At 39.9% G+C, this 24,184-nt stretch carries 20 protein-coding genes, 1 other RNA gene and 3 pseudogenes; 15 read left to right on the top strand and 9 right to left on the bottom strand.

Annotated features, from left to right (window positions below):
- The first annotated feature begins 32 nt into the window (after positions 1–32).
- The 3 genes from dnaK to ACOALF_RS01145 all read left to right on the top strand — a co-directional run bounded on the left by dnaK (position 33) and on the right by ACOALF_RS01145 (position 3,488).
- On the top strand, positions 33–1,949 hold the full coding sequence (gene dnaK / locus ACOALF_RS01155) for a molecular chaperone DnaK (RefSeq protein ID WP_419241625.1): 1,917 nt from the start codon (positions 33–35) through the stop codon (positions 1,947–1,949).
- A 169-nt stretch (positions 1,950–2,118) separates the two neighbouring features.
- Positions 2,119–3,087, top strand: a complete 969-nt coding sequence (locus ACOALF_RS01150) for a M23 family metallopeptidase (RefSeq protein WP_419241624.1) — start codon at positions 2,119–2,121, stop codon at positions 3,085–3,087.
- A gap of 77 nt (positions 3,088–3,164) precedes the next feature.
- Positions 3,165–3,488 (top strand): MerR family transcriptional regulator, encoded by a 324-nt coding sequence (locus ACOALF_RS01145; RefSeq protein WP_419241623.1) that lies wholly within the window; start codon positions 3,165–3,167, stop codon positions 3,486–3,488.
- A 7-nt stretch (positions 3,489–3,495) separates the two neighbouring features.
- Here the strand turns inward: ACOALF_RS01145 and lipA are convergent, their stop codons facing one another.
- Positions 3,496–4,359 (bottom strand): lipoyl synthase, encoded by an 864-nt coding sequence (gene lipA / locus ACOALF_RS01140; protein WP_419241622.1) that lies wholly within the window; start codon positions 4,357–4,359, stop codon positions 3,496–3,498.
- Positions 4,360–4,611: 252 nt separating this feature from the next.
- Here lipA and ACOALF_RS01135 point away from each other — a divergent pair, with 252 nt between their 5' ends.
- The 4 genes and pseudogenes from ACOALF_RS01135 to ACOALF_RS01120 all read left to right on the top strand — a co-directional run.
- Positions 4,612–6,222 carry an ABC-F family ATP-binding cassette domain-containing protein gene (locus ACOALF_RS01135; RefSeq protein WP_419241621.1) on the top strand — a complete coding sequence of 537 codons (1,611 nt, stop codon included), beginning with the start codon at positions 4,612–4,614 and terminating at the stop codon, positions 6,220–6,222.
- Positions 6,223–6,373: 151 nt separating this feature from the next.
- On the top strand, positions 6,374–7,480 hold the full coding sequence (gene lepB, locus ACOALF_RS01130) for a signal peptidase I (RefSeq protein WP_419241620.1): 1,107 nt from the start codon (positions 6,374–6,376) through the stop codon (positions 7,478–7,480).
- A 106-nt stretch (positions 7,481–7,586) separates the two neighbouring features.
- Positions 7,587–7,976: RNase P RNA component class A (gene rnpB / locus ACOALF_RS01125), an RNA gene on the top strand.
- Between the two features lie 21 nt (positions 7,977–7,997).
- A pseudogene (locus ACOALF_RS01120) lies at positions 7,998–9,084 on the top strand (aminoacyl--tRNA ligase-related protein); the annotation flags it as partial.
- A gap of 189 nt (positions 9,085–9,273) precedes the next feature.
- Here ACOALF_RS01120 and ACOALF_RS01115 read toward each other — a convergent pair.
- Positions 9,274–9,576 (bottom strand): iron-sulfur cluster assembly protein, encoded by a 303-nt coding sequence (locus ACOALF_RS01115; RefSeq protein ID WP_419241607.1) that lies wholly within the window; start codon positions 9,574–9,576, stop codon positions 9,274–9,276.
- A 161-nt stretch (positions 9,577–9,737) separates the two neighbouring features.
- Between ACOALF_RS01115 and ACOALF_RS01110 the strand changes: the two genes are divergently transcribed.
- A complete protein-coding gene (locus tag ACOALF_RS01110) occupies positions 9,738–10,826 on the top strand; it encodes an IS481 family transposase (protein ID WP_419241619.1) in 1,089 nt (362 codons plus the stop codon).
- On the opposite strand, the gene ACOALF_RS01105 is transcribed toward ACOALF_RS01110, so the two are convergent.
- The 7 genes and pseudogenes from ACOALF_RS01105 to ACOALF_RS01075 form a co-directional block, all read right to left on the bottom strand.
- Positions 10,803–11,132: a hypothetical protein gene (locus ACOALF_RS01105; RefSeq protein WP_419241618.1), complete on the bottom strand. Its 330-nt coding sequence runs from the start codon at positions 11,130–11,132 to the stop codon at positions 10,803–10,805. The genes ACOALF_RS01110 and ACOALF_RS01105 overlap by 24 nt on opposite strands.
- A 337-nt stretch (positions 11,133–11,469) precedes the next feature.
- Positions 11,470–12,306, bottom strand: a complete 837-nt coding sequence (locus ACOALF_RS01100) for a hypothetical protein (RefSeq protein WP_419241617.1) — start codon at positions 12,304–12,306, stop codon at positions 11,470–11,472.
- 14 nt (positions 12,307–12,320) lie between these two features.
- A complete protein-coding gene (locus ACOALF_RS01095) occupies positions 12,321–12,749 on the bottom strand; it encodes a hypothetical protein (RefSeq protein WP_419241616.1) in 429 nt (142 codons plus the stop codon).
- Positions 12,750–12,779: 30 nt separating this feature from the next.
- Entirely contained in the window at positions 12,780–13,367 is a 588-nt protein-coding gene (locus ACOALF_RS01090) for a hypothetical protein (protein WP_419241615.1), read from the bottom strand.
- Positions 13,368–13,495: 128 nt separating this feature from the next.
- Positions 13,496–13,858 (bottom strand): HD domain-containing protein, encoded by a 363-nt coding sequence (locus ACOALF_RS01085; protein WP_419241614.1) that lies wholly within the window; start codon positions 13,856–13,858, stop codon positions 13,496–13,498.
- Entirely contained in the window at positions 13,827–14,177 is a 351-nt protein-coding gene (locus tag ACOALF_RS01080) for a hypothetical protein (protein ID WP_419241613.1), read from the bottom strand. Before ACOALF_RS01080 ends, ACOALF_RS01085 begins: the two co-directional genes overlap by 32 nt.
- 104 nt (positions 14,178–14,281) lie before the next feature.
- Positions 14,282–15,393: pseudogene (locus ACOALF_RS01075) on the bottom strand (Npt1/Npt2 family nucleotide transporter).
- A 125-nt stretch (positions 15,394–15,518) separates the two neighbouring features.
- On the opposite strand from ACOALF_RS01075, the gene ACOALF_RS01070 reads away from it, so the two are divergent.
- The 7 genes and pseudogenes from ACOALF_RS01070 to tsaD all read left to right on the top strand — a co-directional run bounded on the left by ACOALF_RS01070 (position 15,519) and on the right by tsaD (position 24,165).
- Positions 15,519–16,733: an IS256 family transposase gene (locus ACOALF_RS01070; RefSeq protein WP_419241131.1), complete on the top strand. Its 1,215-nt coding sequence runs from the start codon at positions 15,519–15,521 to the stop codon at positions 16,731–16,733.
- A 294-nt stretch (positions 16,734–17,027) separates the two neighbouring features.
- Positions 17,028–18,194 carry a hypothetical protein gene (locus tag ACOALF_RS01065; RefSeq protein ID WP_419241612.1) on the top strand — a complete coding sequence of 389 codons (1,167 nt, stop codon included), beginning with the start codon at positions 17,028–17,030 and terminating at the stop codon, positions 18,192–18,194.
- The gene (locus ACOALF_RS01060; protein WP_419241611.1) at positions 18,182–19,135 is read left to right on the top strand and encodes a MutS-related protein; all 954 of its coding nucleotides are present in this window, start codon (positions 18,182–18,184) and stop codon (positions 19,133–19,135) included. The genes ACOALF_RS01065 and ACOALF_RS01060 overlap by 13 nt, the downstream gene beginning before the upstream one ends.
- 175 nt (positions 19,136–19,310) lie before the next feature.
- Positions 19,311–20,189 (top strand): annotated as a pseudogene (locus tag ACOALF_RS01055) (Hsp70 family protein); the annotation flags it as partial.
- A gap of 121 nt (positions 20,190–20,310) precedes the next feature.
- Positions 20,311–21,783 carry a proline--tRNA ligase gene (gene proS, locus ACOALF_RS01050; protein WP_419241901.1) on the top strand — a complete coding sequence of 491 codons (1,473 nt, stop codon included), beginning with the start codon at positions 20,311–20,313 and terminating at the stop codon, positions 21,781–21,783.
- Entirely contained in the window at positions 21,767–23,035 is a 1,269-nt protein-coding gene (locus ACOALF_RS01045) for an ABC transporter permease (protein ID WP_419241610.1), read from the top strand. Before proS ends, ACOALF_RS01045 begins: the two co-directional genes overlap by 17 nt.
- Positions 23,036–23,160: 125 nt before the next feature.
- Positions 23,161–24,165, top strand: a complete 1,005-nt coding sequence (tsaD, locus tag ACOALF_RS01040; protein WP_419241609.1) for a tRNA (adenosine(37)-N6)-threonylcarbamoyltransferase complex transferase subunit TsaD — start codon at positions 23,161–23,163, stop codon at positions 24,163–24,165.
- The last annotated feature ends 19 nt before the right edge of the window (positions 24,166–24,184 follow it).

Genomic DNA, 24,184 nt, shown 5'->3' with positions numbered 1-24,184 from the left:
GTGATCAAATACAAATAAAATAGAAAGTAGACATGGGAAAAATAATTGGAATCGATTTAGGAACTACTAATTCCTGTGTTGCCGTTATGGAAGGCAACGAGCCAGTGGTAATTCCTAATAATGAAGGCAAAAGAACTACGCCATCTGTAGTAGCTTTTTTAAATGGCGGAAAGGGCGAACGCAAAGTAGGTGATCCTGCCAAACGTCAGGCCATTATCAATCCGCATAATACGATAAGCTCGATTAAGCGTTTTATGGGTAAAGGCTACAATAGTGTGGCCAATGAGCTCAATGAAGTGGCCTATACGGTAGAAAGCGGGGCCAACAACACCGTCCGTGTGCGGATTGGTGATCGGCTCTATACGCCTCAAGAGATTTCTGCTATTATCTTGCAAAAGATGAAAAGTGCTGCTGAGGATTACCTGGGTACTACCGTTACAGATGCGGTGATTACCGTACCTGCTTATTTTAACGATGCAGAACGCCAAGCGACTAAAGAGGCAGGAGAAATAGCTGGGTTGACTGTAAAGCGCATTATTAATGAGCCAACTGCTGCTGCTTTGGCCTATGGTCTGGACAAAAAAAATAAAGACATCACCATTGCTGTATTTGACCTTGGAGGGGGTACTTTTGATATTTCTATTCTAGAGTTGGGTGATGGTGTGTTTGAAGTTAAATCTACCAATGGAGACATCCATCTAGGGGGAGATGATTTTGACCAAAAGATTACAGATTGGTTGGCAGACAACTTTAAAAAGGAAGAGGGCGTTGATTTAAGAAAAGATCCAACGGGGCTACAGCGCCTAAGGGAAGCGGCTGAAAAAGCCAAAATTGAGCTTTCTAGTGCAACCACTACAGAAATTAATCTGCCTTACATTACAGCGATTGATGGCGTTCCTAAACACTTGGTACAACAACTATCTAGGGCACAGTTTGAAAAATTGGTGGATGACTTGGTCAAGCGTACCCTAGCTCCTTGTAGGCAAGCTTTAAAAGATGCCTTTGGCGATGTCTCTGATCCACATAACAAGATTCATGAGGTTATTTTAGTAGGTGGCTCTACCCGCATACCAAAGATTCAAGAAGAAGTAGAGCGTTTTTTTGGTAGGAAACCTTCTAAAGGGGTGAACCCTGATGAAGTAGTAGCGGTAGGCGCAGCGATTCAAGGCGGTGTATTGACCGGAGAAGTAAAAGATGTTTTATTGCTTGATGTGATTCCATTATCGCTAGGTATTGAAACACTAGGCGGTGTTTTTACCAAGCTGATTGAAGCCAATACTACGATTCCGACAAGAAAATCAGAAGTTTTTTCTACCGCTTCAGACAACCAATCTTCTGTTGTGGTGCATGTGCTACAAGGCAATAGACCGATGGCCAAACACAACCGTACCATTGGTCAGTTTCATTTATCGGATATACCCTCTGCGCCCAAAGGCGTTCCACAAATAGAAGTGGCTTTTGATGTAGATGCCAATGGAATCTTGCATGTTTCTGCAAAAGATAGGGGTACTGGAAAAGAACAAAAAATTCGCATCGAAGCTTCATCTGGTTTAACCGAAGATGAAATCAAGCGAATGAGGGAGGAAGCAGAAGCCAATGAAGCGGCAGATAAAGCAGAAAAAGAGCAGATAGATAAAATCAATCAAGCAGATTCACTTATATTTGAGGTAGAGAAACAACTCAAAGAGTTGGGCAATAAAATCGGAGAAGAAGATAGGAAAAATATAGAACCTGCTTTAGCAGATTTGAAAAAAGCACATGCAGAAAAAGATATTCCTGCTATTGATGCTGCTTTGGCATCCGTGAATAAGATTTGGGGAGGGGTAATGGCTAAGGCCTACCAGCAATCGCAAGCTACAGGAGGGGGGACTACTTCCACTGTAGACCAGGAAAATCCTAAAGAGGGTAGTGGCCACGTTACCGATGCTGAATTTGAAGAGGTAAAATAATATTTTATTCTTTTTTCCTTTATTAGAAGCGGCTTTCTAATTTGCTTTTGGGGAGTCGCTTTTTTATATGGAAATAGGTTGTGCACGAGGTCTAAAAGTTGACTATTCTGTTCAATTTAATTAAATTAAAGTAGCTCGGGTCTTTATATTCCATAATTGTATATTTTTTATGCTTAAAACCAAGTACTATTATAACCCTGCTACTTGTAGCTATGAGTCTGTACAAACATCTATATCCGCCTTTATCGTACGTAGCTTGCTTTATATATTTTTTTCCGTGGTGTTAGCGGTTCTAATCGTTAGGTATTATCAAGGTTATGCTGTCTCTCCCAGGGAAAAGCAGCTATTACAAGATAATGAAATGCTTAAGGCCTATTACCATATGGTACAAAAAAAGATAGAAAGCAGTGCCGAACTCTTAACCCGCTTGTACGATCAGGATGATCGTCTCAGGCTATTGCTGAATACCAGTCCGCTTTCTCCTTCAGAACGCAATGCAGGTATGGGAGGGGTAAATGCATATGCCCACTTGTCCCAACATGCGCTGATTGCCCAAACTTTATCTAAAGTAGATCAATTAACCAGTCAGTTAACGATTCAAAAGAAATCGTATGATCACATATTGCGTCTTGCAAAAAAAAACATCAGTATATTGTCCTCTACGCCTAGTTTTCCGCCTCTTTCTAACAAAGATTTGAAGCGCGTATCCGCGACTTTTGGCATGCGGCTCCATCCATTCCATAAGATATATAAGATGCATAAGGGTATTGATTTTTCAGCGCCTATTCATACACCGATCTATGCTGCTGCAAATGGGCATGTAAAATGGATTAAAAAAGATAAAAAAGGTTATGGCAATCATTTGCTGATTGAGCATGGAAATGGTTTTCAAACCCACTATGCTCATATGCATATGGTCACTGTTAAAGAACGGCAACTGATTAAAAGAGGGAAGCAGATTGGTACCGTTGGTAATTCAGGTGATTCAACGGGTCCGCATCTCCACTATGAGGTCTACTGCAATGGACGCCTTGTGGATCCGCTGCAATATTTTGTGGGGGAGCTTACTCCGGATGAATATGATGCCGTGCGTAAGCAAGCTGCGAATCAAAACCAAGCCCTTTGCGCGAACTTTTAGTAGGCAAAAAAAGGAAATTAAGCTGTGGAAAAAATTACCCCAAAATCCGATATTGAGGCACTTGCATAGCTGATTGTATGGAAAAAAAGTATTTTACCATTCAAGAGGTAGCCCGCCAGTTTGGCGTAGCTCCTTCTTTGGTGCGTTTTTGGGAAAAAGCTTTTAGTGGCATCCTGAAACCCAATAAGAATAGCAAAGGGGCTAGAAGGTACCAAGCAAAAGATATCGCTCAGCTGCGTTATATCTATAGGCTCGTTAAAGAGAAAGGATATAGCCTAGCAGGCGCACGCAAAGTAATTCAGCAACATGGCAGTGCGCCTGCCATTGCCCCAGCAGAGGTGGTTGAGCGGTTGCATGCTTTACGTGCTTTTCTGGTTGCTTTAAAAAAGGATATAGATTAACTGTTCCTTACAGGTGTCGTTCTGCATGGTAAGATGAACGCACGAGTGGGCCTGACTCCACATAAGCAAATCCGCGCTTAAGCCCCTCCTCTTTGAAATGCGCAAATTTATCTGGATGTACAAATTGCACCACATCAAGATGTTGCTTGGTAGGTTGGAGGTATTGGCCCAGCGTTAGCACATCCAACCCATGTTCCCTGAGGTCATCCATCACTTGATAGACTTCTGCATCTGTTTCCCCTAATCCTAGCATAATACCCGATTTAGATCGTTTGCCATATGTTTTAATCCGTTTAAGTTGTTCTAAGCTCCGTGCATATTTGGCTTGTGGACGGACTTTCTTATAGAGTCTTTCTACCGTTTCCATATTGTGAGAGACCACCTCTTGGCCCGCACTAATCATCCGCTCTAGTGCCCACCAAATCGCTTTAACATCTGGGATTAAGGTTTCTATCGTAGTAGTAGGGTTCAAAGCCTTGATCTCCCTAACGGTTTCATACCAAATCTCTGCCCCACAATCTTTGAGTTCATCCCTGTTTACCGAAGTGATCACTGCATGTTTCACCCCCATCAGATGAATCGCTTGTGCCACTCGTTTGGGTTCGTCCTTATCATAGGCAGTAGGTCTACCCGTTGCTACGGCACAAAAGCCACAACTGCGCGTACAAATATTGCCTAATATCATAAAAGTAGCTGTACCTGCTCCCCAACATTCGCCCATATTTGGGCAGTTTCCGCTTGTGCAAATGGTATGTAGCTTGTGTTGATCTACAATCGCACGAACGGCTCTATAGTCTTTCCCTATAGGTAATTTAACCCGTAGCCAATCTGGACGCTGGGTGGTGGTAGTCGGTGGTGCTTTTTGTTCCATGAAAATTATTAAAGTTTAGCTGAATCCTGTATAGCCTACAAGGCCCCAATATATTAAAACCTCTACAATATCGCCCTCTTTTGCGTAAGCATATCATAATAACAAAAAATGGCTTATATTTGCATTCTGTAACATAAAATGGTCAATGGTGTGCACGTAAAGAAAAAATCAGTTGCTGCTGGGGGCCATAGCATCTTGAAAGCAGCATGGTGCAGCTCCTTTCAAGATGCGCAAAAAAGCTAATAAAATTCCATGATTGTAATCAATGATCTTACCTACCATTTGGGCAAAAGAACTTTATATGACGCAGCTGCGTTGCATATTAAACCCAAAGATAAAATTGGCCTAATCGGCCCCAACGGGGCTGGCAAATCTACTTTATTAAAGATTATTACGGGTGAGCTTACACCAGATAGCGGAAAAGTGACGAGAAGAAAAGAGTGTTCTATTGGTTTTTTAAACCAAGACTTGCTTTCTTATCAGTCTCAGGATAGCATCCGAAATGTAGCCATGCAGGCTTTTAGTGAAGCATTGGTAACCCAAAAAAAGATTGAAGCTTTGTGTCAGCAGATGGAGGCGAACTATTCCGATGATTTACTGGCCCAGCTATCCAATCTCCAGGAAACCTTTGAAAGAATAGGGGGCTATGATATCCAGTCAAGAACTGAAGCCATGCTAGAGGGCATAGGTTTTGCCACCAAAGATTTAGACCGTCCGCTTTCTGAGTTTTCAGGAGGATGGCGCATGCGTGTGATGTTTGCCAAGTTGCTTTTGCAACAACCTTCTTTACTGATATTGGATGAACCCACTAACCACTTGGATTTGGTTTCCATTAAGTGGGTAGAAGCCTATTTAAAAAACTACGATAGTGCTTTTATAGTGGTGTCGCACGATAGAAGTTTCTTAGATGGTACGACCAGTAAAATTGTAGAGATTTCCGATAAAAAATTTACCGTTTATGTGGGCAACTACAGCGATTATGAAATACAAAAATCAGAAAGAGGGGCCCTGCTCGAAAATGCCTATGCCAATCAACAGAAGCAGCTCAAACATGCACAGGAGTTTATAGATCGCTTTAGGGCAAAGGCTAGTAAAGCCAAGTTGGTTCAGTCTAGGATTAAGGCATTGGATAAGGTAGAGAAAATAGAAGCCCCTTCTGCCCATCGTAAAACGATAAAAATTCAGTTTTCCATCAAACAAAACCCAAGTAAAATTGTTGCGGTAATAGACAAAATCAATAAATCGTATGGCCCTGTATCGATTTTAAAAGATGCGGCGGTAGAAATCAACAGAGGTGATAAGATTGCTTTAATTGGTGCCAATGGACGGGGTAAAACTACCTTATTGCGTATTATAGCTGAGCATGAAGCAGCTGAGCAGCAACAAAGAAGCTTTGGCAATAATGTAGAGATGGCTTTTTATGCGCAGCATCAGCTAGAGGCATTGGATCTATCGCATACCATTATAGAAGCATTGCGTGCCTATAGCAGCAGTGGTGGTGCGGAACGAACAGAACAAGAGCTTCGTACCATAGCAGGTATGTTTCTGTTTACGAAGGATGATGTATTTAAAAAGATAGAGGTGCTTTCTGGGGGCGAAAAGGCACGGGTTGCTTTAGCTACTGTGCTGCTTTCTCAGGCCAACTTTTTATTGCTGGATGAACCCACCAACCATTTGGATATTCAGTCTATTGATACACTCGGACAAGCGTTGCAGCAATATGAGGGGACTTGTTTGTTTGTATCACATGACCGTAACTTTATCCAACAGGTGGCTAATAAGATTTGGTATATTGAAAACAAAAAGGTAAAAGTTTTTCCGGGCAGTTATGAGGAATTTAAAGAGGTGGTTGAGTTAACCTAGTAAGCTGTTTTTATTGGCGGCCAGTAACACCTTAAGTTGACGCAATAGAAGCATAATGGCCTTTTTTTAGCAAAATTGGCAATAGTATATTATATTGTACCTTATACCTTAATCATTTATGGTGTGGCTATTATTATAACAAATCGTACGAATGAAGGCTTCTTTTTCAGCTAAAAAACAGACAGGCGTTGGTTCAGCTGTAGGTACCATTCGGGATTGGGTCAGTTCTGTTTTTTTTGCCGCTATGGCAGCTGCTTTAATCCGTTGGATGGTGATTGGGCTCTACGTGATACCTTCTGGCTCCATGGAGCCAACGCTTTTACCGGGTGATTTTGTGTTGGTCAGTAAGATCCACTATGGCGCCCGTACACCCGCTACACCCTTGCAAATTCCCATTACCCATCAAACCATTCCAGGTACAAAGATTCCTGCTTATCTGGATTGGATTGAATTGCCTCAATATCGTTTGCCTGGGTTGAGTCAGATCAAACGCAATGATATTGTTGTTTTTAATACCCCAGTGGGCCATGAGCCGCCTGATTTGCGTGAGTATTGGATTAAGCGTTGCATCGCGATTCCTGGTGATTGGGTCCAGATAACCCATAAGCAACTCTATGTAAACCATGCACCAGTTGATCCAGCAGATAGCGTGCAATATTGTTATTTTATGAAAACCAAGCGCATTTTAACGCCTGTTTTTTTTGAAAAAAATGATATCAAAAGCCATGTTCGGTCTACTGTTCCGGGTCGTGAGGGCTATACCATTTATACTACACCCGCGAAGGTGAAACAATTGACTACTGTGCTGCCTACCTATATACAGTCCGTAGATCCGGTAGAAGATGAAGCAGGCGTTTCGGAGCCCAGTTTTTATGCTTTTAGCCCTGTTTTGAAGTGGACGAAAGATAATTTTGGCCCCCTTCAGGTGCCTAAAAAGGGCATGGTTATTCCTATAAATGCACAAAATATTCTATTATATGGCCCTACAATCAAAAGATTTGAGGGGAAAAAGAATATTCGGTTTACTAAAACCGCATGTTGGATAGATGGTCAGGAAGTAGCCAACTATACTTTTTGTAGAAATTATTACTTTACGATGGGAGACAATCGTGATCAATCTGGTGACTCTCGATTCGTTGGCTTTATTCCGGAGGATTATATGGTCGGTAAGGCGGTGATGGTCTTGTTGTCTTCGGATAGAAGCAAATCTTTTTTTAGTGGTATGCGTTGGAATAGGTTGTTTCATGTTGTAGATTAGTGCTTACAGCAGCTTTTTTCATCAGCGCTTGATTTTTGGTTACTTCTTTATCAAGAAAAAAGTAACATAAAAATTCATTTTTTACCATTGATTTGAACAGATATGAAAGACAAGCCGGCTTGTCGCTTTGGCCTTTAGTAAAAGTCAAAGAGGAAAGTCCGGGCAATGCAGAGCACCCTACTTCCTAACGGGAAGGCATATATTTTATATGACAGAAAGTGCCACAGAAAACAAACCGCTCTCTGTAATACAGAGCGTAAGGGTGAAAAGGTGAGGTAAGAGCTTACCGCTCTATGGGTGATCATAGAGGCAAGGTAAACCTTAGGGATTGCAAGGCCAAATAGGCATGTCTACGCTATGGCGTGACGGGCTGCTCGTTCGTTTTTTAGACATGTGGGTGGGCCGCTAGAGGCTATAAGTGATTATAGCGCCAGATAAATGACAAGCAGTGCGCGATCGTGCACTACAGAACCCGGCTTATAGGCTTGTTTTTCTTTTATTATTTTTCTCTTTAGATATGACCCCTTTACCTACAAGAGCATCCAATTTTTCCGCTTGGTATAATGAATTGGTCGTACGTGCAGGTCTGGCTGAAAATGCTTCTGTTCGGGGCTGTATGGTGATTAAACCTTATGGCTATGCCATTTGGGAAAGGCTACAAGCTATTTTTGATGCTGCCTTTAAAGAAACCGGCCATGTAAATGGCTATTTTCCTTTACTCATTCCAAAATCTTACTTTAGCAAAGAGGCAGGGCCATGTGGAAGGTTTTGCTAAAGAATGTGCCGTTGTGACCCATTATCGTTTAAAGATGGCCGAAGATGGCCGTAGTGTGGTAGTCGACCCTGCTGCTAAGTTAGAGGAAGAGCTGATTGTGCGGCCTACCTCAGAAACGGTTATATGGAGTACCTATAAAAATTGGATTCAATCCTACAGAGATCTGCCTATTTTACTCAATCAGTGGTGCAACGTAGTCCGTTGGGAAATGCGGACAAGGCTTTTTTTGCGTACCACAGAGTTTTTATGGCAAGAGGGCCATACCGCCCATGCTACCCAGGCAGAGGCTGAAGCAGAGGCTTTACAAATGTTGCATTTGTATGAACGGATCGTTACAGACTATATGGCGATACCTTTAATAAAAGGCACTAAAACCCTAAATGAGCGTTTTGCCGGTGCAGAAACCACCTATACCATTGAGGCGCTTATGCAAGATGGAAAGGCGCTGCAAGTGGGTACCGCACACTACCTAGGCCAACGATTTGCCAAAGCCTTTGAGGTAACTTTTACCAATCAATCCGGCATACGGGATTATGTATGGGGTACTTCCTGGGGCATTACTACCCGGCTGATGGGTGCTTTGACTATGATCCATTCGGATGATGATGGCTTGGTATTGCCGCCTAAAATTGCGCCCATATAGGTAGTGATGGTGCCGATTTATAAAACAGAGGCAGAACGCGCCGCAGTAGTAGCGCAATTATCTAGTTGTAAAGCGCTATTGATCGCACAGGGTGTGCGTGTGCAGTTAGATGACAGAGCTACCCGTAAGCCAGGTTATAAATTTGCAGAATATGAGCAAAAAGGTGTACCTATTCGCATCGCCTTGGCTAGAAAAATACTAACCCCTGTAGCAAAAAACCAATGGTTATTTTGATGCGTTGGTCAAATACAGGTCGATTGGATGTCCCTTTTTTTGGGGGTGTATCTGATTGAACTTTATAATTATTTTGGGCCATTGCATAAACAGAAGAAAAATAAAAGATATACCATAAGATAGATCAAGTGGGAGCTCTGCTTAAGCAAATCCCAGTTCTAATTTAGCTGCTTCAGACATTCGGTCTATTGTATAAGGGGGGTCAAAGGTAAGATGTACCGTTACTTCGTGTACTTCCTCTATTGCTTTAATTTTTTCTTCGACTTGACTGGGTATAATATCAGCCGCTGGACAATTAGGAGAGGTAAGGGTCATTAAAATTTCAATGTTATTGAGTGGTAAAATGGTAATGTCGTAAATAAGCCCTAGTTCGTAGATGTCTACCGGTATTTCTGGATCATAAACTTGTTTAATGGCTTCTATGACTTGTTCTTTCTGAATCATAGTGATTGGTTTGAGTAGTTGATCAGTTGCAATATAATCAATCCGCTTTAAAAAGGAGAGGTCCTCTTCAGATTATGGAGCATTTTACCACTTTTTATTTTGTAGTAGTTAAGATTTAATCTTACAATTGTTAAATTGTAATGATATAAATACTAACTACTATGAACTTACATCAAAAAATCATTAAGCCGAAATTAGGCTTATTAGAATTAGCTAAAACCTTAGGGAACATATCCTCAGCGTGTAAAAGTATTGGCTATAGCAGAGATAGCTACTACCGTTTTAAGTCTTTGTACGAAACAGGCGGTCAAGAAGCGCTATATGAGCTAATCCGTAAGAAGCCTATTCTAGCTAATAGAGTAGATCCTAGCATAGAAAAATCAGTGGTAGATATGTCCATAGGCTATCCAGCCTATGGTCAGCTTAGGGTATCCAACGAGTTGAAAAAAGAGGGTATTCTTGTTTCTCCTGGTGGTGTAAGATCTATCTGGTTGCGCAATGACTTAAACAATATAAAGAAACGTCTTAGGGCTTTAGAAGCTAAAATGGCTCAAGATGGTCTTGTTCTAACTGAATCCCAGCTAGCAGCACTGGAAAAACGTAGAAACGAACAAGAAACATGTGGAGAAATAGATACAGAGCATCCTGGTTACTTAGGTTGTCAAGATACTTATTATGTGGGTAACTTTACAGGTATAGGAAAAGTTTACACGCAAGTATTTATAGACAGTTATTCTAGATTATCAAACGCAAAACTTTACACTGATAAGACGGCTCTAACAGCTGCCGATCTGTTAAATGATAGGATACTACCTTTTTATCAAGATCAAAACATACCTATATTACGTATACTAACAGATCGTGGTACAGAGTATAAAGGCACAATAGAACATCATGCTTTTAAGTTGTTTTTAAGTATAGAAGGTATAGAACATACGGTCACTAAAGCCTATTCACCGCAAACCAATGGGTTCTGTGAACGATTTAACAAAACCATGAAACAGGAATTCTTTGATACAGCTATGCGTAAGAAGATCTATACAAGCCTAGATGATTTGCAAGAGGATTTAGATAGCTGGTTACGTTACTATAATCATGAGAGACCGCATTCTGGAAAGTATTGTTACGGCAAAACACCTATACAAACCTGGGAAGATAGTAAAAAGCTAGTCCTTGAAAAAAATAATCAAATCGCGTATCTTAAAAAGATATCTGACAAGTTAGACTTAACTGACAATTTTAAAGTCTAATTTTTTTGCTGCCTGTAAGATTAAATCTTGACTACTACATATTATAATATGGCTGGGTACTAACTTAGCCAAAGTGGCTTTTCTATTGGCCCAGCCATTTTTAATGGTTTCTTTTCGTTCTGCTCTTTTGCGCGCATTTACTTGCTGCAATTGTTTAAACTGATCATCTGGACCAACCCACCCTGCACTTTCCGGCTGTTTCAGTAGATAGTGGGCAGCCATCATGGCTAAGGTATTGGCTACAGGAGAAAGGAAGGACCCATTCATCCCTGTTGAAGGTAGAATCCACCTGTTCCAAGCTAGCATAGTTGCCATGCCTGTAGTCATACCAATTAAAGCAGTACGGGAAGTTCCTCGGAAACCAAAGATAGCTAATATAAAAGGGGCAGCTATAATAGGTACAACACAATCGAGGACCCAATACGTTAATTTTAATAAATCTTGACTACTACAGTTAATATCATAGCTAATAAACCCAATACTAAGGTGTCCACCTGGCTATTTTAACCTGATGTGCATCATCAACTTTTTCCGTGTTTGTATATTTTGCAATATATCGTGCGTATTAAAGCGTTTCTAGATAATCACCTCGTACCTTATTTAAGGATCCCCGCGCAACACATAATTTAAATTTGCTTAATCATCAACTGATCAATTTCAAAAAATCTGCCGCTAAAAATAACGAACCAGTTATAATTATGTTAGTATTGCACTGTTTTAAATCATTAATTGCTTTAATTGCCTCTTCTAAAGAATCTGCTGGAAGAAACTCAATACCAGTAGCAGTGGTTTTTGCACTTAACGTTTCGCTATTATAACTCATGACTTCAGATAAAACCCTAACACTGTATCCCTTAACTATCAACGGTTTTAAATAAGAACAAAAATCTTCAACATTTCTATTTTTTGTCATCCCTAAAATTAAATATATTGGTGATTTTAAATTATCAGCAACCCATGTTGAAAGCACTTGAGCTCCACCACTATTATGAGCTCCATCTAACCAAATCTGCACATGATCATCAGCTAAATGACTGTATTTTTTAGGATTTATTTTTTCAATTCGAGCTCCCCAATCTATATTCTGTAAGCCAATTTCAATATTTTGGTTAGCAATCTTGAATTTATCATTAATCAACCCTATTGTTGCAATTACAGCAGCAGCATTTATTAGTTGATGATCACCTAGTAGCGATGGTAAAGAAAATCGATAATTAGCATTTTGAGATAAATAATTAAAACTATCTATGTGTTTCTTAAGTCCAAAATCATATTCATAACAAAAAGAAGGAGAATTTAATTCCTGGCATTTATCCAATAACACTTGATATACTTTGTCAACTTGACAACTAATAACGCAAGGAATATTAGGTTTAATAATTCCTGCTTTTTCCCTCGCAATCTCTGGTAAGCTATTACCAAGATATTCTATATGATCATAAGAAATAGGAGTAATTAAAGTAATAAGTGGTTTTGGCACAACATTTGTGGCATCTAATCTCCCCCCAATCCAGTTTCTAGAATTAATACATCAGCGGCAGTTTCAGCAAAAGCTAAAAATGCTATAGCCGTTGTACCTTCAAAAAAATTAGGCTGAATATTATTATCATTGCAAGCAATTCTTACTCTTTCACAAACATCAAATAAATAAGAATCTGAAATCTTTTCTCCTCTTAAGACTATCCTTTCATTAAATTCCAACAAATGCGGAGAAGTATAGGTATGGGCGTTATAACCACTAGCAGCAAAGATACTTTTTAGCATTGCTACACTTGACCCTTTGCCATTTGTTCCAGCTATATGAATTACTGGGGGTAATTTTAGATGAGGATTATCAAGAATTTCTAATAACCTGTTGATATTCTCAAGATTATATTTACCATCACGTCGCCAAGATGGTAAAGGAAAATGCGATATTCTCATGTTAGTTCTTTTTCTTTAATATTAGAGCTTCTATTGTAGATAATAATCTTCTGTATAACCATCTAGGTCACTCAATAAATCAACTTTATTATCACAAGGTAAATCTACTTTCGTATCTACGTTATTGGTGCAAAGCAATTTATTATTTTTATTATACGACTCTCTACTTTCTTCTATTAGCAGGCATAAATGTAAATACAGAGCTTCTATAGGAACGCATGATATTTTATTATTCTGACAATTTTCTATCTGAGCATTTTCTAAGTCTTGCCAATCTGCCCATTCTTTAGAGTATTCTACAAGTAAGCCTTTATTATTAACGTCCGGTATTATAATAAATTTATTAACATTGTCGGGCAAAACTTCATCTAAATATTGAATAATAGTAGTATTAGCAATTGATACCACATCCTCCCATTTGCTATTTTTACTAATAATTGAAATAGCATCCTGGGGCGTAGGAACGTAATGACTCGATAAATCTACTAAGTCACTTATTTCTGATATGTTTTCCAGAAAATTATTATATAAATAAATAATTTTCTGTATTGGTTTGAAAGCTAAATTTCTAGGTGAATAATTTTCAGCTAATTCCCAACTATTATCTTCTAAATACATTCTAGAAGATAACGAGCTATGGACTACAGAATTATCCTTTAGCTCTCTATTAATTACACAATCTAAAGATAAACCTAAATACCCAATCTCTGTAAGTAAAATTTTTTCAGAAAAACTTTCTGCACGGGCTAAGCTAATTTAACATCTATAGCCAGCGTTTCTTGTGCCATATGTTGTACCTCTGTGAGATGGATGTAACCGGCTGTATGGCGTAAATCATAGAGCCGTTCGGCCAGTTTGATGAAAAGCACGGAAAGCTGTATGTGTTCTTCCTTAATGGCTTCTTTCAATCGATTCTGTACGTGTAGCAAAGAAGGATGGTCTAGCTCTTGGCGTTTATCTATCCTTTTTATATTTAAAACAAAAGCATAAACGCCTAAATTGTAATGTTCTTTGATATAAGAAAGGGGCAAGCAAGTATAGCGCACCAATTCATATAGCAAAGCGGCATAAATCACTTTAGGCGAGTGAAAGACCCATTCTACTACCAATTCGGCAATTCCCTACGGCCCGTACATAAAACAGTTGACCGGATGCATGCCGCTTAAAGCCAAAGTGCTTTCGCAGCAATAAAAGCAAACCCGAAATGGTGCCTACATCAATAGGATCCATGTTATGAGAAGATTTGCAAACATAGTCATGGAACTGCATTAAGGTCATCATGGAATCGGCTTGCTCCTTAGGGGTGACAGAGGTCTCTAAGATTAAGCAATCTAGGGGTAGTGCAGCCGTTATCTTGCTTAGAATATCGGTGACATCATTAGGCAATACCAGTAGGATACTAGCTTCTTTGTTAGGTTCATGCACCATATACTCCAAATAGCCATAGTGTGCGCCAACAATACTGGATATGGTTTCTTGTTGGAGATCTATTGGTGTGGCGTCTTTCTGTTTCCCTTTAGGGCCGATAGCATCTATTTCATTTTTAGGGATTTCGCTGCTATATTATGGATGCCACCAAAGATCACTATGTATAGGACTAACTTAGCGCCCATCCAATTGGTTAAACAGGGAGCATGATGTTTACTATAACTCATTAAAAAGAAGAGGATACCCATAATTCCAATGATTGCTGGTGCAATGCGTGCAGTTGTTTTCCAGCCAAATTTTCTCAGAATACCCCCACTAAAGAAAAGAGAGATGATTAGGGCAGTGATCCCTGTCCAAAAATTAATCGTTGATACAAAACTTTGATAATCTACTGCTTTGGGAAAAGCTTCTTTTAGATAAGATTTCCAAGTCCCTTCTACCATATTTATAGAGAGTCCACAGGCAACCACTATAGTGGTTATATTTCTTAAATACCGGGAAGTGGTCACATGCTTTAGGCTCGCCCAGAGGGATAGATGTAGTGGTTGATCGGGAGAAGTGACGTTACGGTTTATGCCAGTCACATCTGGATTTATAATATGATTGGTAAACCAGTAGGTAAATAGAATGGCTAAGCAGGAGTAAGCAACATAGCCTATTAATGCTTGTATCGTGTATAAAAAGTCACTTTGGCTATACTTTTTAGTGTAAGATAAGACCAGTGGTCCTGTAATAATCAGTGCGACATCTCCTGCAGCAATTAAAATAGCATAGAATCGTTTGGTCTCTTGAATCTTACAAAGATTATTTACAAAACTCCAATAGAGTAACATAAGTGTTACTTGTCCCCAAAGTTCTGCAACCATAAAAAATAGTATGTGAATCCAATGGCGGAATAGCGTAATCCAATGCAACCATTGCCCATCCGTATGCCTACTTAGCCAATCTGCCATCGCATGAGGACTTACCTTACTTGCATTAGGGTATAAAACAAAGCCGTATAAAAGAATAAGGGCTAAAAAAAGAGGACGGTGGCATAAAAGAGCGTAGATTGTTTTAAGTAATTGTTGAGTTTTGTGTATAGCACCAGCACCCCTATTGAAATAGGGAAAATAATGGAGCCTTTTACAATGGGGATAACGTTAGCAGCAGAGCAGCTAGCTGTAACGATAACCGTGTCTTTAAGTGCCGCTAAAATGGAGTAAACAAAGGAGATAAGAAACTTTAAAAAAAGTAGTAGGAAGATTTTTTGTTTTTCGAGTTTGTAAATAAAATTGTGTAAATGCTTATTATTAACTAATCTAACGGATTAAATCGTTAGTTATAAATGAGTCATAAGCAATGGAACAACAACAAATAAATATAGATCCAAATCTACTAAATGAATTGTCGAAGTCTATTAAGAGTGAAAAAGATTTAGCTATTCTCAGCAAGCAACTATTAAAAATCACGGTAGAACGTGCTATGGATGCAGAATTAGAGGATCATCTTGGCTATGAAAAGCATGCTATAGAAGGCAGGAACACGGGAAATAGCCGTAATGGTTACTCTCCTAAGCGATTAAAGGGTGATTTTGGCGAAATGGAAATTAATACGCCACGTGACCGAAACAGCACGTTCGATCCTCAAATCATTCGCAAAGGGCAAACTCGCTTCACTGAATTTGATGAACAAATTTTGGCTCTTTATGCTAGAGGGATGACTACCAGAGATATTTCAGATACATTCAAAGAGCTGTATGGTACAGAGGTATCACACAGTTTAATTTCGAAAGTAACTGAATCTGTTATTGAGGAGATTACTGTTTGGCAGAATCGTCCATTAGAAACAGTATATCCCATATTGTATTTAGATTGTATCGTTATCAAGTGTCATCAAGATAAACGCGTAATCAACAAATCAATTTATTTGGCATTAGCCATTAATTGTCAAGGGCAAAAAGAATTACTTGGTTTGTGGATAGCAGAAACCGAAGGTGCAAAATTTTGGCTCTCAGTATTAACTGAGTTAAATAATCGTGGCATTAAGGATATTTTTATTGCTTGTGTTGATGGATTAACCGGATTTCCAGATGCTATTAATACAGTATTTCCAAAAACCAAAATTCAGTTATGCATTGTTCATCTTATTCGTAATTCGTTACGTTATGTACCCTATAAGGACATGAAGTCCGTCGCATCGGATCTTAAAGTTATTTATCGCGCTATTTCTCTTGAGCAAGCGGAAGAAGCACTTCTTATTTTTAGTGAAAAATGGGATAAAAAATATCCAGCTATTAGTCGTTCATGGCATAAAAATTGGAGCAACATTATAACTATTTTTGACTATCCTGATGAAATACGAAAAATTATTTATACGACCAATGCCATTGAATCACTCAATAGCGTTATTAGAAAATCTATCAATAACCGTAAAATTTTTCCTAATGACCAATCTGCATTAAAAGTAGTATATTTAGCCATACAGAAGGCATCACAAAAGTGGACTATGTCTTTACATGATTGGAGAGCGGCTCTGAATCGATTCGCTATCGAATTTGAGGGAAGATTCTCCTAAAAAACGGCACTTACACAAAATAATTTACAGGCTCTGTTTTTCCTCTTTTTTTATGGGGAAAACAACTTGTAGCCATTTTTTAAACCACGATAAAGATATATACTGCGCCATAGTGGTTTGCTGGATCAAAAGTTTGTTTTCTAAAGCAATTTAGTAAAAAGTTATTAGATCTTCTATAGGCTATACGTTACTAAATCAATAGTTGGATAATGTTTTTTTATATAAACTTTTTTTATAGATTTCTGCTCGATCTACCTTGGTTTAGTCAGTCAAAGTTTATACATTCAATTTCCCATGCGTATCGTTTTATCCCTCCTATTTATATTTTGTTTGCCAGCTTCTGTTACAGCGATCGAAAAGAGTTCTTCCATGGCTACTCAACTAGCTGAGCACTATTTAAAATCATTTACTGAAGCAGTAGTGCCTTTGCCAAAGGTTCATGAGATAAAAAAATCAAAAATTCCAGATATAACTATTTTTGACATTCATCTTTCTCTAAAAGGAGAACGTTCGGCAGTATTCAATGAAATTTTTGCCAAAAGCAACTACTACCAGCAGCAATACAATAAAGTAGGTAATGTATTGAATAAATATGCATGGTCTGATTTGCATCTTTTTTGTGGAACGGCTACTACACCAGCTTATCATTTCCTATCTCGGATTAATAAGACGGTTACGGTTTTAGGGGAGGGGGCGTTTGCTTCACTGCTCGCTGCACCGGTTGCTAATCTTGAAGCCCTTACCAGACGTCAGCGATTGATAAGTTTTTTGTGCAAAAACACTCAGCTTTATAATAATTTAAGGGGCGAGCTGCAAAACTATAAAGCATCTGAACGAGCGATGCTCTCTTTTTGGACAGAGATAGATCCCTTATATGCTGAAGAATATAATAAATATTTAACCAAACTATTTTATACCCCTTCGGCTGCTTTGAACAAAAGGGCTCGTACGCTGCAAAAAAGAAAAGTATTGGTGCGAGATATTTGGGACATTTATTCTAATTACATGTGGTATCCTGTAGTGTTAGGGCTTCCTATTACAGAATTAGCCTATCAAATGGGTTCTAAGCTATCACGTGGCGCTTTCTATAGAAACCGATACTGGATGTATCTGCCTATATACAACTTATATTATCTTACTAAAACCATTAGAGATATGAAGCCTAGGCCTGATGCCTCTTTGATCTTCCTGGAATACATTCAACCTTCGATTGTTACCATCTATTCCTTCTGGCAATACTATAAAGCCTACCACAACTACAAGGAGTATGCAGGTGTGCTGAGTAATCTTGCCCTGCGTATGGCGGATCTACAAACCTTTTTGATTACCCTTAAAAAAATCAATGCATTGGTTCAACAAAATCCTGCTTTAGAAGCATTATATGGTTCACAACTTGGTCCTATAAGGCTACTATTGGCACGTGCACATGAACCATCTGAAGTAGGTAATTGCGTTATTTAGAAGAACTACCCTTCCGTTCTTGGTCTTATTTATGGGGTCATGCTGGCAAACTATTGGCAAGCTATAAGCTATTTCTAGCGCATAAGGCTGTTTTTCATGATGCCATGTATGCCTTGGGGGAGTTAGATGCTTTTTTATCTATAGTGACGCTTATGGAAGAAACAGCTGCAATCAATGGGCTACATACTTATACATTTACCAAATTCTTATCATCCAACACCCATACAAAACCTCGTTTGGCGCTTGTTGAAATGTGGAATCCTATGTTAACGCCTACTACAGCTATTGGCAATGATGTCACCATGGACCAGGAGACCCAAAATATCATTTTAACAGGCCCCAATGCAGGGGGTAAATCTACCTTTTTAACCGGTGTAACCACAGCGGTTGTGTTAAGTCAAACTTTTGGTATAGCGCCTGCTAAGTCCTGTGAAATGACACCATTCAGTAAAATAAATGCCTATATTTATACTACTGATGACATTGTAGCTGGCAAATCACTATTCATGGCAGAAGTTGATCGTTTTCAGTCCCATTTAGAATTATTAAAAGGGTTAAAAGAGGAGGCGTTTAGTTTCACTATTTTTGATGAACCCTTCACTGGAACCAATCCAGCAGAAGGTGCGGCAGCAGAATATTCTGTATTAAATTATATTGCAAAATATAGTAACGCCCTGAATATTGTAGCTACCCACTATCCAATTGTGATGCTTTTAGAAGAACGTGAGCCTAAAAAAGGGTTTAAAAATTATAAAGTTTATATTAAGTCTATGGGCAAAGATGGGAAAATTCACTATACCTATAAGGTAGTGCCTGGTGCCTCTCATCAAACCATTGCTATAGATATACTATCAGAACAGGGGTATGCAACTGAAATGTTGGAGCAAGCCAGAGATATTCTAAACCACCCAAATCGGTACAGGAAAAGCTTTTCAAAATAGCCCATATACTTTTTATCCACCATGCTGGCGCAGTTTATGTCATTTTGACATAAACTGCTACAAAATAATTGATTTGGCATGGAGTTTGTAGTGTCCCTACTTGCAATAAAGCTATATAGATTTCTAGATTGTAGTATAGGGAATATTCAAATACAAATAAAAATAGAAATTAAACATGGGAAAAATAATTGGAATTGATTTAGGAACTACTAATTCCTGTGTTGCGGTTATGGAAGGCAACGAGCGAGTAGTGATTCCTAATAATGAAGGCAAGAGAATTACACCATCTGTAGTGGCTTTTTTAAATGGAGGAAAGGGTGAACGTAAAGTAGGTGACCCCGCTAAGCGTCAGGCCATTATAAATCCTCATAATAGCATAAGTTCCATTAAGCGTTTTATGGGTAAAGGTTACAATAGTGTTGCTAATGAGATCAATGAAGTTGCCTATAAGGTAGAAAGTGGAGCTAACAATACCGTTCGTGTACGGATTGGTGATCGGCAGTATACCCCCCAAGAGCTTTCTGCTATTATCCTGCAAAAGATGAAAAGTGGGGCAGAGGATTACTTGGGTACTACTGTTACAGATGCGGTTATTACCGTACCTGCTTATTTTAATGATGCAGAGCGACAAGCCACTAAAGAAGCGGGAGAAATAGCCGGTTTGACTGTAAAGCGTATTATTAATGAGCCAACCGCTGCTGCTTTAGCCTATGGTCTGGACAAAAAAAATAAAGATATCACTATCGCTGTATTTGACCTTGGGGGTGGTACTTTTGACATTTCTATTTTAGAGCTGGGTGATGGCATTTTTGAAGTTAAATCTACCAATGGGGATATCCATCTAGGTGGAGATGATTTTGACCAAAAAATAACAGATTGGCTTGCAGATAGCTTTCAAAAGGAAGAGGGTGTTGATTTAAGACAGGATCCAACTGCCTTACAGCGTCTGAGAGAAGCTGCTGAAAAAGCCAAAATTGAGCTTTCTAGTGCAACTACTACAGAGATTAATCTCCCCTATATTACAGCCATTGATGGTGTGCGAAAACACCATGTGGGTGGGCCGCTAGAGGCTATAAGTGATTATGGCTCCAGATAAATGACAAGCAGTGCGCGATCGTGCACTACAGAACCCGGCTTATAGGCTTGTTTTTCTTTTATTATTTTTCTCTTTAGATATGACCCCTTTACCTACAAGAGCATCCAATTTTTCCGCTTGGTATAATGAATTGGTCGTACGTGCAGGTCTGGCTGAAAATGCTTCTGTTCGGGGCTGTATGGTGATTAAACCTTATGGCTATGCCATTTGGGAAAAGCTACAAGCTATTTTTGATGCTGCCTTTAAAGAAACCGGCCATGTAAATGGCTATTTTCCTTTACTCATTCCAAAATCTTACTTTAGCAAAGAGGCAGGCCATGTGGAAGGCTTTGCTAAAGAATGTGCCGTTGTGACCCATTATCGTTTAAAGATGGCCGAAGATGGCCGTAGTGTGGTAGTCGACCCTGCTGCTAAGTTAGAGGAAGAGCTGATTGTGCGGCCTACCTCAGAAACGGTTATATGGAGTACCTATAAAAATTGGATTCAATCCTACAGAGATCTGCCTATTTTACTCAATCAGTGGTGCAACGTAGTCCGTTGGGAAATGCGGACAAGGCTTTTTTTGCGTACCACAGAGTTTTTATGGCAAGAGGGCCATACCGCCCATGCTACCCAGGCAGAGGCTGAAGCAGAGGCTTTACAAATGTTGCATTTGTATGAACGGATCGTTACAGACTATATGGCGATACCTTTAATAAAAGGCACTAAAACCCTAAATGAGCGTTTTGCCGGTGCAGAAACCACCTATACCATTGAGGCGCTTATGCAAGATGGAAAGGCGCTGCAAGTGGGTACCGCACACTACCTAGGCCAACGATTTGCCAAAGCCTTTGAGGTAACTTTTACCAATCAATCCGGCATACGGGATTATGTATGGGGTACTTCCTGGGGCATTACCACCCGGCTGATGGGTGCTTTGATTATGATCCATTCGGATGATGATGGCTTGGTATTGCCGCCTAAAATTGCGCCTATACAGGTAGTGATGGTGCCGATTTATAAAACAGAGGCAGAACGCGCCGCAGTAGTAGCGCAATTATCTAGTTGTAAAGCGCTATTGATCGCACAGGGTGTGCGTGTGCAGTTAGATGACAGAGCTACCCGTAAGCCAGGTTATAAATTTGCAGAATATGAGCAAAAAGGTGTACCTATTCGTATCGCCTTAGGGCCGAATGATTTGCAAAATAAGACGGTAGAATTGGCCCGTAGGGATACAAAAGAGAAAGTAACCATTCCTATGGACCATTTGACCCAACAGGTTACAGATTGGTTAGAAGCCATTCAGACCCACATCTACCAGCGCGCTCTTTCCGTACACCAAGCGCGTACCCTGTTGGTGGATGACTATCCTACTTTTAAAAAGCTTGTTGCGGGTACAGGGGGCTTTTTGATGGCTCATTGGGATGGTACTACCGAAACAGAAGAAAAGATTAAAGCGGAAACAAAAGCCACGATCCGTTGTATACCCTTAGATGACAACGAGGAGCCGGGCTATTGTATCTATTCAGGGAAACCCTCTAAAAGGCGGGTGGTTTTTGCGCAGGCCTATTGACCTTATCTATATGTTACTCTTGCAGACCATTGGCTGGATGGTAGGTATTGCCAACCGAGTTAGGCAACGCAGTCCTGCTGTTTTTTCTGCTTCTATCGATACAATTGTTACGTGCAGCATTGCCATAGGCACCGCTGCTATATTGATTGCTTCCATGGTCATGTTAGGCTTTCAAAAAGAGATTACAAAGAAGATAGCTGCCTTTGCTGGAGCCTTCGAAATTACCAAATATAGTGGCATCCAGCACCCTTATGAACCCACACCGTTACAGGTTTCACAAGTGAGTCGTCTGATGGCTGATCTACCTAGCGCCATTGAAAAAGTCACTCCATTTGTCCAAAAGCTTATGTTGATCCATACAAGGGTAGGGGTGGAGGGTATATGCTGCAAGGGTATCGATCCTACCGTGGTCCATACTCCATTAGAGGATTACCTAATAGTCGGTAGGCTGCCTGATTTAACGAAGGAAACCTATCAAAATGAATTATCGATTAGCCACCATCTTGCCCAAAAACTCTCTATTAAGCTAGGTGATCCAGTAGTGATCCATACGGTGCACCCTACCATACGTTACCGGAAATTAAAGATTGTGGGTATCTATCGCACCTATTTCAGTGCGATAGATGAACATTTAGCTTTTTGTGATATGCGCCTTATACAACGGTTAAATAATTGGTCTTCAGAAACGGTACATGGTTATACCCTCTTTTTGGAAGCAAATGCAGCCCCAACTAAACCATTGCGAGACACGATTTTACGCCTGATGGATGATGATTTGCGTTTGACCAGCACCCGGTATAAGTATGCTAGTTTTTATGATTGGCTCACTATTATTCAAAAGAATACGACTATTTTTATCATCTTTATATTATTGGTAGCGGGTTCTACTATGGTGGCTACCGTTATGGTGCAACTTATGGAGCGTAGTTATATGGTAGGGGTCTTAAAAGTTTTAGGCGCTTATGCTTGGCAAATAGATGCGATCTTGCTTTATAATAGCTTTCGTACCCTATGTTTGGGCATGTTAGGTGGCAACGTGCTAGGGGTAGGATTCTGTTTTTTGCAAGATCGCTATAAATATATTACACTTGAACCAGCGCTTTATTATATGCGCTACGTTCCCATTTATAGCCATTGGAAAGTTATTGTATGGCCCAATTTGCTGATACTTGCTACCCTTTCTGTTGTCTTATATTTTGCGATTAGGTTGTTAAGGCAAAAAAAGCTTACAGAGGCGTTGCAGGAAGGATAAGGAAGGTTTATATTACTTTTTTCTTGTTGTGGGACAGTTTGGCTGAATAGATACAGCGGGCTAAATGAATATAAGGTCGTGCAACTGCCTCAACTTAAAGCGCCATTGGCCGCATTTTTTTTAAAATGAGTCATCCATTAACCATTTTGGGTATTGAATCCTCTTGTGACGAAACAGCTGCTGCTGTAATCTGTGACGGAAAAATTGTAAGCAATGTCGTCATGAGTCAATTGATCCATCAAAAATATGGTGGTGTTGTGCCAGAGCTTGCTGCAAGGGCACATGAAACCCATATGATTCCTGTTGTAACCGCTGCACTTCAAGAAGCAGCCATTGAAAAGACCGCATTGCATGCCATTGGATTTACACAAGGTCCAGGGTTGCTAGGCCCACTTTTGGTAGGCAGTTGTTTTGCTAAAGCATTGGCCTGTTCGCTGGGTATTCCGCTCATAGGTGTCCATCACATTCAAGCCCATGTACTAGCCAATTTTATCGATGAGCCTAAACCAAATTTCCCCTTTCTCTGTTTGACCGTTAGTGGAGGGCACACCCAAATCATTTTGGTAAAAGATTATTTTTCTATGGAGGTTTTAGGCGAAACCCAAGATGATGCCGCCGGGGAGGCCTTTGATAAAATAGCCCATTTAATGGGCTTCAGCTACCCAGGTGGCGCTTTAATAGACCGTTATGCCCAAGGAGGCAATCCCCAAGCTTTTACCTTTCCAGCTACCCATATGGCTGGTTTTGATTTTTCATTTAGTGGCATCAAAACCGCTTTTTTACTTTTCATTCAAAGCAAAACCCCTGAGTTTATCAAGGCCAATCGGGCCGATATCTGTGCCAGTATTCAGGCCGTCCTGGTGCGGATGTTATTGGATAAGCTGACCAAAGCTGCTCAAAAGAGCGGCATGCACACCATTGCATTGGCTGGAGGAGTAGCCGCCAATAGCTACTTGCGGCAACAGCTCAAACAGTTGGCTGAAAAACAGCATTGGACCATTTTTATACCTGCTATGGCCTATTGTACTGATAATGCAGCTATGGTAGCGATTACCGCTTATTATAAATATCCGTTAAAGGAATTTGTTGGTTTAGCTGCCAAATCTTTCCCTAGGTATCCGATTGGATAAGCCTACTCCTCTTCTTGCC

It is taken from the genome of Cardinium endosymbiont of Nabis limbatus, from assembly GCF_965196625.1.
Lineage (GTDB): Bacteria > Bacteroidota > Bacteroidia > Cytophagales > Amoebophilaceae > Cardinium.
This window is presented reverse-complemented; position numbering and strand designations above follow the sequence as displayed.